Origin of the sequence: Dyadobacter diqingensis (genome assembly GCF_024220585.1) — a bacterium.
Taxonomy (GTDB): Bacteria; Bacteroidota; Bacteroidia; order Cytophagales; family Spirosomataceae; genus Dyadobacter; species Dyadobacter diqingensis.
The window spans coordinates 198,002-209,839 of sequence record NZ_JAMXKF010000002.1; the positions used below are offsets into that span (position 1 = coordinate 198,002).

Sequence of the window (11,838 nt, forward strand, 5' to 3'; positions counted from 1 at the left end):
GAGAAATACGCAACAAGGATCCTTGAAGTTACTTATCGAAAATTCAGTTGATTTCCTCCGACAAAATGGCCACAGCCCGTTTACGGATATCCCTGGCCTTATCCACCGGTAAAAAAGCCCCGTTGGAACAGAACGAAAAATCAATCTTGCCCTGAAAGGTACTGACGACGAGCGTATTCGGATTCCGCCAGGGAAAGCCAACCGCGGGGCTGTGCAGCGCTTCCACTGAAAATGTCCGGTAATTTGTGGGGATATCCAAAACGCCCATGTTGGATAGCGTAACATCATGACTACCCTTGGTGGATCTCAAATGACCAATCATCTGCCGGGCGGTTGAATGGAAAAATTCGCTCATGACAATTATTTCCGGCATATTAATCTTGTCCGCCTTCTCAACCAGATCACTTTTAATGCTGCGTGAGATGGTCCAGAAATCGTTATCCCTTTCTTTCTTTGGTATCGACAATTCCACGATCGGCGCAAAAGCAAACATGGTGTCTTTTTTGATATCGGGAATATATCTCCGGATATCAACCGGACTTATCACCTTGTTTTTCGCTCCGCTCCCCATCTCAAAAGCAAAAGCCTGCAAAAAGGCCGCACACAGAACTGCCTGTACCGACGTATTCTCAGCTTTGCATTTTTTCACCAGCGCAGATGACAACCCGGACGTGAAGTTCCAGTTCATAAAGTAAAAATGCTCGTTTTCCAGTTTTGGCTTACGGTTTATTATAAAAAACAGACCTTTGGCAAGAGCAGAAAAAAATGCCGCCTTAAATTTCAGACTACCCTTTTGCGTGTATGAGGGCGGCAGTAATTCCCGGATATCGGTAAAAGTCTGATAGGCTGTTAAATTCGTCTGCGGATCGTCCAGTATTTGCAGGAATTCCCGCATGAGCGTCACAAAGGTCGTTCCATCGCAAATGCAATGGGCACAAACCAGCATGAGGTCAGAAGTGTTTTCGGATTTCAGCCAGACAAGCCGGGCCAATGGATCACTGTCGGCATCAAAAGGTTTTACCCATTCGGAGATACTTACCTTTTCCCACTGATCCTCTGAATATCTTTCCAAAACACTGACCGGAATCGCCGGAATAGCCGGGTTGACGACGAACGATGGAAAACCTTTCTTGTCATGTTTGATATTGGCTCTCAAAAGCGGGTGTTTCGACTGCAATTTCAGCAGCGCATCACTTATCCGTTCTCCTGAGAGTGGCCCTTTAATGGTTACGGTAAATGTGCAGTTGACGGGTGCCTGCCCATCGGCATACATGATTCTCTCGCCAACGATTAATCTTCTGTTCATATTAAAATACACTGCTTTCGTGGGTGGCGACCTGATTCAGGAGTAACTTCATCGCATTCTCTTTGATGATAAGCGCATCCTGATATTTTAAAAATCCTTCTTCTGATGTAAAAACAAAATCAATCTGTCCACGAAATGTGGATGTTGAGATCTTTGTCGGGTTTCCCATTGGAAATCGGGACGACGGACTGTACACAGTCCGAACACTGAAATTTTTATAAGATTCACGAATTTTCACCTTTCCCAAATTGGCAAAGGCAAAGTCATGAGGTCCTTTCCCCGCTTTCGCGTACCGGATGCTTTTCGGTAATAAAGAGACCAGATGTTCTGTATACATCAGCATTTTACGGATGTCCGTTTTTTCAATCTTGTTATAAAGTTTATCCCGGAGATATCTGGCCTGACCCCAGAAATCGTGCTGCTTATTTCCAGATGAAAGCTCAATCATTACCGGAAAAGGGAACAGATGGTCACGACCTATTTCGGGTAAAAACCGGCGGGTATCCACCGAACAGAACACGCGTCTGTTTATTGAACGATGTCGGACATTTTCAAAGGCCTTCATAAAAGCCAGGCACAAAACCGTATTCACACTCAGTCCCTCCTCTTTGCATTTTTCGAGGATTAACCCAGTGGTGTCACGATCCAGCTTCCAGTTCATCGTATAAAAATGATCCTTTTTCTTTTCCTTCATCCAACTGACCATACCCAGATAAAAGCCTGTGGCTCCGGTTATCAGATTCGTCATAAAAATATTGGCCCTCCTTCTTTGCATTTCAACAGGAACAAGGTCCATCAGGGACGATACGGACTGATAGGAGCCAATATCCATGCCCGGGTTATCAGTCACGTTCAATATCTCATGCATCAGCTGAATAACCGAAGTGGCATCGCAAATGCAGTGATGACAAATCAGTATCAGTTCCGAGGTTCGCTCTGATCTTATCCAGACCAGCCTCGCCAGAGGTTCTTTTTCGACATTAAATGGATTATGCCACTCTTTTTCAGCTTCGTTCCACCAATCTTTATCCGACAACCGCTCAACGATTCGTAATGAAATCGGCTGTATTTCGTCCGGCGACACATACCACGGAATTCCGTTCTCGTCCTGCCAAACTACAATTTTTAAAAGCGGGTGACGATTTTGCACTTTTTGTAGTGCGTTTTCCAGATTCCCCCCTGAAAGATTTCCTTCCACGGCCACCGTAAAAATCAGATTCACCGGCGTATCCTTCCCCGCAAACATGGAGCCCTCCAGAAAGCTCATTTTTCTTTTCATACGCCGACAGTATCTCCAACAAATGTCTCAGAAAACATGAGTTTCATCGCTTCCTGTCTGATCTTCATGGCATTTTCACGCGCCATAAACATTTCGTTCGACACAAACGAAAAATCCATTTGTTTGTTAAAAGTTGTGGTAATAATCGTAGTCGGATTGCCAAACGGGCCAATCACCGTTGGACTGTAAACCGTCTCGATCGTGAACGTCCGATAGTCCGAGGGAATATCGAGCCGACCCATATTCGAAAACATAAAATCGTTGCCGGCTTTGGCGTATGTAAGGAATTTTATCAAATGTCTGATCGCCTTATGAGAGCCTTCCATACCCATGATAAATTCATACGGGTTCAGTTTTTCCATTTGTTTTGAAATCAACACTTGCTGTTTTTCGGCATTTACCCAAAAATCAGCCGCCGGCTTTTTAGCAAGCTGCATGTTCATAGCCAGCCCGAATGCAAAAATCGTATCTCGTTTTACTTCCGGCATGTACCTGCGGATATCGACCGGGCAGGTAGCTTTACCGTGCGCCGCCGTTTTGTTCACCATTTTAAACGCCTCCAAAAATGCTAGGCATAAGGCCGTATTCACCGTCACCTGATGCTTTTTGCAAACAGCGAAAAGTGCAGATGATTCTTCCTGACTAAGCTTCCAGCTGATCAGATAATCAGACTCCCGCTGCGGAAGGATTTTGTTTTTTGTTGAAATAAAATTCGACATCACGGCCAGTGAGGCATTGACCAGACCGGAAGAAAAACCCGCTTTGATTTTTTTTCCGTTGTTGTTCAAAATGCTGGCGGGAATCAGATCATCGAGTGATGAGAATGTGGATGAAGTGCCAATTTCGTGGTCTGTGTTATCTAAAAGTGCAAGCAGGTCTGTCAGTAAAGCCATCCCCGAACCGCCGTCACACATGCAATGATGAAAAGCCAGGATCAAATCCGACACCTCGTCGGAACGTATCCAGACCACACGAAGCAGCGGACCGGTTCTGATCTGAAAAGAAGTCGCCCATTCATATCGCGATTCATCGATCCAGTCCTGATCGGACAAACGCGTTGCGATGCGCAAAGGAATTTCAGGTGCAGGCGATTGCCGAACAAAGTACGGATCGCCCTTTTCGTCCTCTTCAATGCAGGCGGTCAATATCGGATATTTTTCTTGCAGCTTCCTTAATGCCACCGGAAAATTTTCAGGTATGATTCTGCCAGCAATTTTCACCGAAAATACGCCGTGAAAAGGCTGAGAACCATTTCCGTACAACACTCTTTCCAAAAACAGTAGCTTTCTTTTCATTTTTCGATGGCTAACAGACCGTTTTGTTTCAAATTTTCTGGTTTTTAAACTTTTTCTTCAAGCACTTCCCTTGCAAAATCTTCCAGCAAAGCCACAGCCGTATCATTTCCACCTGCATCGATAAATGTCTGCTGAATTCTTATGGAAGCATTTCGGTATTGATCGTTTGTCAGGATTTCCCACATCGCCGCTTTCAGATCCGTAATCCGGAGCCGTTTGTAACGCAGTTTGATCCCGCAACCTACATTTTCTATTAATGCTGCCGTATGAAAATGATCGTAGGCAATAGGCGTTATGAGCATGGGCAGGCCGTTCATGAAGGTATCATTGACGGTATTAAAACCGCCATGACAGATCACTGCATCCATTTTCGGGACAATTTCCGACTGCGGCACAAAGCCCTGCACAATAAAATTGTCAGGCCAGTTTTCGATTATTCCCGGATCTGTCGCCGCTACGATGGTCAGGGGTTCGTTGCCAAAAGCTTCAATAAGTTTTTGAAAAAAGTCCTTTCTGATATCAACCAGCAAAGTCCCCAAAGACACAAAAACTTTCGGACCTTTTGCCTTTTCCAGGCGATCCCATGGAAATGGTATCGTATTCGGCCTGCCTTTCACTGGCCCAACAAACTTCATATGAGGATCCGGATCCGTAAATCCGGCAAATTCCCTTGAGGTAAAAACAATATTCATCAGATGCGAATGAATGACAATGTCGTCGGTATAAATGCCGACCGACCTTTGCAATCCGAGAATAAGGTTCTGCTGCCACTCGTAAATTTTAGGCGCCGAATTCTTCGTGTCACCCATCACGTCGGGCGGCACGGGTGTTGTGGTCACACACGGAATCCCCTTGAGATAAGCACACAAAGCACCTGCAAAAGTGATGCAGTCGTTAATGATCACGTCCGGCTGAAACTCATCTACCACACGCGAAAGTCCTTTCATCAGGATTTTGGCCAGTGGCACATAAGTTTCTTCTAACGCCAGTTTCATCACCTCCGGACCGGAAAGCGAAGGGCCGTCATCCTGCCTTCTGAGTATTTTCTCAATTTCTTCCTGATGTTCTTCCAGCTCTGGAAACGGTACAATAAATTTCCCTCCGTCAGGAATATGTTTATCTGCAACTTCTGTAATACCGACCCACACCACCTTGTGTCCGTTGGCCAATAAACTGGCTCCCACACTCAGCGTTGGACTTAAATGCCCGAAAAATGGTGGCACTACAAACATGAAATTTGCCATGGCTTGCTTATAATGTTTTCAAAAATAATTCCGGCGCACCGGCGGACCTTTGTCCTGTTACTTATCAAACCTGTATCTTACTTATCCAGCGTTACTGCCTGTTTATGCAGCACAAGACTTTCCAGTAATTCGGCGGCCTTGCCTGTTCCACCCGCTGCCTGGAAAGACGCGCCTATTTTCCGAGCAGCCTTTTTATAATCAGGTTCAGATAAAATTTCGTGCACAGCTTCCTTTAAATGCCGGGCTTTGAATCTACGGTAGTTTAACCGAACACCACAGCCGCTCGCCACCACCCTGCCGGCCACATGCGACTGGTCATAGGCAATCGGGATCACGACCAGCGGAAGTCCCTCATAAAGTGTTTCGCTCACTGTGTTATGACCTGCATGGCATATCACCCCATCCAAATGTGGCAGCAGATCCAGCTGTGGCACACGACTTTGTACAATAAAATTAGCCGGCCATTCCGGAAACAAATCCGGATCAGATACCAGCACAACCTGTATGGCTTCACCACCAAATGCTTCCACTACTTTGCTAAAAAAGTCCTTCTTGTATTCATGGTCAAAAGTTGTCCCGATGGAAACAAGAATTTTCGGCGCGGGTGACGCATGGAATTTCTCCCAGTCAAAAGCGATCACTTTTTTACGGTGACTGATCACGGGACCGGGAAAATGATAGTACTCCGGCAACTCCATATCTCCGAAAAAATCTCTGGAAGTAAATACCATCGTAAGCAATTCCGAACACGCCACCGATTTTTCATCTTCAATCCCAAGTTCCTTTTGAAGCGCAATGATCTGGTTAACCTCCCATTCATGAATTTTGGGCAAATCTTCCATCATTTTCACAGCAGCCGGCGCCGTTACCGACGTTGCATACGGAATACCTTTCAGATATGCCGCCGCCGCACCGGCAAAAAGCTGATGATCGTTGATCACCACGTCAGGTTCAAAAACGTCCAGCTGGGTTATAATACCATCAAACATATGCTGGTTCAGCGGCACCAATACTTCTTCGTATAGAAATTTAATGCTCTCGATTCCGTATACAATCTTCTTGGTAATGATATCAAGATATTGCTCGCTGTCGTTTTTTTCCTGATCGTTCTGATCGTAGCGGATGAGAAGCAACTGGCCGCCATCGGGCAGCTGAGCTCCAAGATTTTCGTCCAAACTAATCCAGCCGACCTGATGCCCTCTGTCCAGCAGTTCCGCCCCTACACTCAGCGTAGGGTTAATGTGTCCCGTTAAGGGTGGCACGATAAATACAAATCTCCCCATGAACCAAGTTTAAGCCGGTTAATTGACAACCAGCAGATTAGAATCATAAATATCTATATCCAGGTCTTTGTTAAAAAAGAGCAGCAGCTCGCTCCCTATCGTTTCGGGCTGCTGAATGGGCACATTATGGTCGCCCGGAACCAGAACCAGGTTGGCATCTCCTATTTTGGCAGCAAGCTTTTCACCCGAGGGAACACAATTGGAATGCTCTCCATAAATCAGCAAAGTTTCATGGGTGATCTGGCTCAACGCTTTATGTTGAAAAAAATCCTTTTCCGATTCCATATCCGAGCGAATCGTCGTTTCATTGAACAAAAACTCGTACATCCGGTGATTTCGCTCCAATTGCCGCTTCCCCATTTGCATTTTTGTGGTGTCTGCAAAGTTGTTGACATAATGGATCAAAAACTCTTTGCTATACGTATCGATGATCGCCAGGGTCTCCTGCTCATTAGGGTCCGGCCCTTCGATCACGGCGAGCTTGGCGATTTTTTCCGGATAACGAACCGCCATCTTCAGTGCAACTAGTCCGCCGTAACTATACCCAACCAGATGCGTTTTCTCAACATGAAGCGCTTCCATTAACGCATATAAATCATCGGTCATCGACGTTAGATCATACCCCTCCTTCACTTTCTCACTCATGCCATGTCCCCGCATATCATACAGAATCACCCTGAAATTCTCGGCGAGCATCGGCGCTATATTGAAATAATATACCGCCAGATTGCTGAACATTCCGTGAATCAGAATGATGGTCTCCTCTCCTGACGGATTGAGCTCCTGAATATGCAGTTTGACACGCTGAACGTCGACTACTGGCATTGGCGGATATAATTTATGATATCGCTCAATTTCAAACTGATGATCTCGTCCAGATCCATGTTGGAAAGCCAGCCCGTAAAATTGATATTTTCTCCAAAATGTAACTTTACCTTTTCAGAGAAGGCCACAATTTCAATGCTGTCCATTTCCAGGTCCTTTGTAAAAGAACTGTCAGGGGTTATATCCATCTCATCGACAAATTCCTCTCCGATCACCTCGGTGATGAATTGATTGAGCACATCAAATATTTCGTCGTTGCTTAATTTTTTTGGTTCCTCCGTTAATTGGTCCATCCGATTATAAAGTTTTTATGTTTAATAGTGCTAATCCAGGTATCTTTAATTTTAAGCTCTTCTCCCCTGATTTCTTCGATCACATAGGCCTTGGGGTTGCCCATTAATCCTTTCCCAAGCATTTTGCCAAAAGCTTCCTTCGCTACCCAGCACCTGGTTACCCATTCGTCATTTTCCTTCTGTCCGATCAGCGATAACTCCGAAGGTGTAAATACGATTTCATTAAATCCGGCACTTCTGGCCTGGATTTCTTCAATATCGATCCCCACAGGTTTATCGAAACGGGCAATCGCAACCGCTTCCAGATTTTTATGGGCCAGCGATATATTGATCCCGTCCACCATCGCGCCTTCCAGAAATGGTTTTCCCACCTCGTCTGATTTAATCTCGAATTCGATTGGAAAATAGGGATCGTTCTTTGTTTTCAGAAGCAGCATTCGCACGGCATCTTTTACCGCCACCCGGCTGATCATCCACTCTTTTTTCTTATTGGGCAACAGCGAGCGCTGATACTTCTTTTCAGTCTGATTGAAATATCGTTTCAGGATAAAATCCCACGAAACAACCCGCTGATAAACATTTCTGAACAGGAAAATTCCGGGCGCAACTTCCTCGGAAAGAATGTTATGCAAAGGCGCCATCGACACATCCCATAACTTGTTATCGATTTCGAGGCGACGGTTCTGCCAACCACGAATGATCGCCCAGACCTTGTTATCTCTTTTCAGGATAAAATTGGCCGTAGCAAACTCGTCAGTCAGTTCGGTCAGGGCGCAGGTACATTCAAATGTCCCCTGCTGATCGGCCATATCACCATAAAATTCAACTTCCTGAATTTTTACGGGAAATGCGATCCTGTCCTTTTCCAACGTCAGTTGAAGCCACAACCCGAAAAGCTGCCCTGCATTATCCAGCAAAGATCCTTTGCCGGCATTGCTTTCGATCATTCCTATAATACCATTTTCAGAAACCGAAACGACCTCCTTGATTCCCTGATAAGCTGGGCCGTGAAACATGTTTTCTTCGTAAATCTGCTTTGGCGTAATGGTAATGTTCAACGATTTACCAATAGGCAAAGCATTTACCTCCGGCACTCCGTAAGATGTCGCGAGCTGTACCTCAGAGTTGGCATATTTATCCAGATCCAGGTAAACATGATTTACTCCTTTCCAGGTGCCTGTCACTTTCTCCTTAAAAGGTGAAACCACATTCATCCATTGGAAAACCTTGATATTCATGATCTTTTGAACAAGCAGCTCCGGGGCATTTTCATTGGCGATCTCGCCAAACAATTCGAAGATCATAGTCATCGGTATCACCGGGTCCATATCTTCAACACAGTGCCAGCCAGGTTTTTGTTTCAAAAGGGAGTGATCAATCAGATATGGCGAATTTTCAAGAGAAATATCCAACTGCCTACTAAAATTCTCCCGCTTTACCGGCTTCGGGGGCGTGTAAGCTGGCTGCGTATTGACGAGCACAGGCGGTGTTTTCCGGTTAATCAGGTTAACAATTTCCGCCTGAATATCTGCGATTTCATTCAAATTGTTTGAAAAAGCACGCATCACCGGATTGGCCACATCGGCCAGCGCAAGTTCCTTTTTGATCACAGGATTCTGGCGTAAAACCCGTAATGCTTTCACGGATTCCATTTCCGAAACAAATGGCGAACCCAGTTGCAGAGACATAAGCGCCCCGGCATTTTTCCTGGCCTTTTCAACGCCTAAAAATGACAGGTCTATTTCTTTTCCCTCGACAAAAAGGGCTGCAACGACTCTTTGCAGCTGCGAAAGCCCCGATCGTAAATTCGAATTGGAAGGAATCGCGCTATACGTTTTCCCTTTCAGCGTGTCATCGATAAAACCCACAAGACCGCCCGAACCCACCTGAATGAATACGCGCGCCCCTTCCTCGTAGAGTTTTTCAGTTAATTCCCTGAACCGGACAGGTTTGATCAAATGCTCCACACTTAACGCCCTGATCTCATCAAAATTTTCGGGATAAGTCTGCAAGGTAGTGGCCGACCACAATGGAATTTCTGTTTTTTGAAAATCCATATTTTCCATCCCTGCCAGCAACTGATCCAGTTTCGGTTTTAAAAACGGCGAGTGGAACCCCGACTGGAACGGAAGTATCTGATGAAATATCTGCTTTTGCAATAAGGCAGCAGCCAGATCGTCCACCGCTTCGATGGTGCCGCAGAGAATAACCTGCTGCGGACAGTTGTCTATTGAGAGGTAAATATCTTCCCTGCCTTCCAGCAAAGGAATCAGCTTATCATACCCCGAACCCACTGCCAGAAAACGGGTGTTTTTTACTTCAAACAATTGCGGATCAAGTTTGGTCAGCAGCTGTAACACCGAAGTTTCCGACGCTAAGCCCGACGAACGGCCCGCAAGCCATTCACCCAAACTGTGTCCTGCATTCAGGTCAGGAATCACACCCAGATTTTTTAAAGCCGAATCCAATATCCGGCTGTTTTCCAACAGCTTCATGGCTGTACTAAAAACACTTTCATCACCCAGATCACCTTTCGACTCGAACTTTGGCAGCTTAAAATATTTCGCTACACTTTCTGTTTCCCCACCGGCCAGTCCATCCAGGCCAGGGAAGAGAAATGCTACTTTTCCTCCGTTTAAGATTAATGGATTATTGGTAAACCAGATATCCTGCCGGTTTCGCCACGGCGCATTTTTCTCAACAATTTTCGCCACCTTTTTTAGCCTGTCCGGTGTTGGATCAAAAACTGCCAGCCGGAACGGACCGGCACCGGTTTCCCGGTCATTATTTTCAAGTGCTTCCAGCAAGGCTTCTTTACTTTCCCGCGCCAAAAGCAGCACGTCATCTTTTTGAAATTCAGGCAGATCAATGCCCGTATGGTGCCCATTCACCTGCAAAGTTTCGGTCTGAAATGCTTCAATAACCACGTGTGCATTAATCCCTCCAAAACCAAAGGCATTAACACCGGCACGCTTGGGAAGTTCGGACAAATTCCAGTCCCGCGTCCGGTTTACCGGTGCAAAACGGGTCTGTTCCATGACTGCAAGCGGGGTTTCACAGTGTAATGTTGCTGGTAGTTTGCTATGGTATAACGCTAATGCCGTTTTGATAACGCCCGCTATTCCGGCCGCCGGCATGGCATGCCCGATCATGGATTTCACAGTGCCTATTCCGGCCTTGGGAAGCGAGTCTCCTTTTCCAAAAACAGTAGCGAGCGTTTCCAGTTCAATCCGGTCTCCGAGAGGTGTTCCGGTTCCATGTGCTTCCAGATACCCGATTTCGCTGGTGTCGATACCTGCCATTTCCCATGCCTGACGAATGGCTTTGGATTGTCCGTGTACGGTCGGGCTCATCACACTCGCACCCGCGCCGTCGCTGGACACACCTACCCCTTTGATCACCGCATAAATTCTGTGACCATCACGAATGGCGTCATCCAGTCTTTTTAACACGACAAACCCGCAGCCTTCACCGATCAGCAGTCCGTCGGCACGCTGATCAAAGGGACGTATCTGCTCATTTTTAGATAAGGCCCCCAACTGATTGAAGATACTCCAGAAAGGCGCATTCTGGCAGGCATGTACTCCTCCGGCAATCATGATATCGGCACGGAGAGAGTCCAGCTCTCTGACCGCATGGTCGATCGCGATCAGTGAACTTGCACAGGCCGCGTCCAGCGTATAGGCCGTACCACCCAGATTCAGGCGGTTTGCAATCAGCGATGCAACCAGATTAGGAATAAGTCCCATGGCCGTATCAGCCGTAAAACGTCCCTTTTTTTGCTGAAATTCTCTTTTTACTTTTTCAAGATCCTCCCCCTTCAAATCAGGGAGCAGATCTTTTAAAACCTGCACAATCTGTTCACCCGTCCTGACAATTTCAATGGCTCTGGTGGCACCGGGACCGGTATAATTACCTTTTCCAATGATGATTCCCGTTTTGTCAAACCCCTCCTTTGTAGTCAGCAAACCGGCATCTTCCAATGCTTTGTACGCCTGGCTTAAAGCCAGCAGCTGCTCCGGCTCCGTGCCTTCTACCGCCAATGGCAAAATGCCAAACTGAACCGGATCAAACTGCGCATACTGGTCGATAAACCCACCCCGACGACAGTAAAAACGGTCGACCGACGGATGATCCGTTCCGAAGAAAACAGCGTCCATCCGGTTTTCAGGAACAGCCTGGATCGCATCAACACCATTCTCTATATTTTTCCAAAAAGTATGCAGGTCACCTGCCCCGGGGAAAATCCCGGACATACCAATGATTGCTATATCTGTATTTTTTCTCATATGCCGAAAACTTCCTTTGATGAA

Annotated in this window: 8 protein-coding genes; all 8 read right to left on the minus strand. The window is 46.2% G+C overall.

Translation table 11 applies throughout. The features are described from left to right. Nucleotides 1-43: 43 nt before the first annotated feature. Entirely contained in the window at nt 44-1,306 is a 1,263-nt protein-coding gene (locus M1L62_RS06555; RefSeq protein WP_254412228.1) for a condensation domain-containing protein, read from the minus strand. A gap of 1 nt (nt 1,307) precedes the next feature. Then, nucleotides 1,308-2,573, minus strand: a complete 1,266-nt coding sequence (locus tag M1L62_RS06560) for a condensation domain-containing protein (protein ID WP_254412229.1) — start codon at nt 2,571-2,573, stop codon at nt 1,308-1,310. 8 nt (nt 2,574-2,581) lie between these two features. Further along, nucleotides 2,582-3,880 (minus strand): condensation domain-containing protein, encoded by a 1,299-nt coding sequence (locus tag M1L62_RS06565; protein ID WP_254412230.1) that lies wholly within the window; start codon nt 3,878-3,880, stop codon nt 2,582-2,584. Between the two features lie 44 nt (nt 3,881-3,924). Further along, nucleotides 3,925-5,124 carry a glycosyltransferase gene (locus M1L62_RS06570; RefSeq protein WP_254412231.1) on the minus strand — a complete coding sequence of 400 codons (1,200 nt, stop codon included), beginning with the start codon at nt 5,122-5,124 and terminating at the stop codon, nt 3,925-3,927. Between the two features lie 77 nt (nt 5,125-5,201). Continuing rightward, nucleotides 5,202-6,407: a glycosyltransferase gene (locus M1L62_RS06575; RefSeq protein ID WP_254412232.1), complete on the minus strand. Its 1,206-nt coding sequence runs from the start codon at nt 6,405-6,407 to the stop codon at nt 5,202-5,204. 18 nt (nt 6,408-6,425) lie between these two features. After that, nucleotides 6,426-7,232: an alpha/beta fold hydrolase gene (locus M1L62_RS06580; protein ID WP_254412233.1), complete on the minus strand. Its 807-nt coding sequence runs from the start codon at nt 7,230-7,232 to the stop codon at nt 6,426-6,428. Next, the gene (locus M1L62_RS06585; protein WP_254412234.1) at nt 7,223-7,525 is read right to left on the minus strand and encodes a phosphopantetheine-binding protein; all 303 of its coding nucleotides are present in this window, start codon (nt 7,523-7,525) and stop codon (nt 7,223-7,225) included. The genes M1L62_RS06580 and M1L62_RS06585 overlap by 10 nt, the downstream gene beginning before the upstream one ends. Then, nucleotides 7,513-11,814, minus strand: coding sequence for a type I polyketide synthase (locus M1L62_RS06590; protein ID WP_254412235.1), 4,302 nt, complete (start codon nt 11,812-11,814; stop codon nt 7,513-7,515). The genes M1L62_RS06585 and M1L62_RS06590 overlap by 13 nt, the downstream gene beginning before the upstream one ends. Nucleotides 11,815-11,838 lie beyond the last annotated feature (24 nt).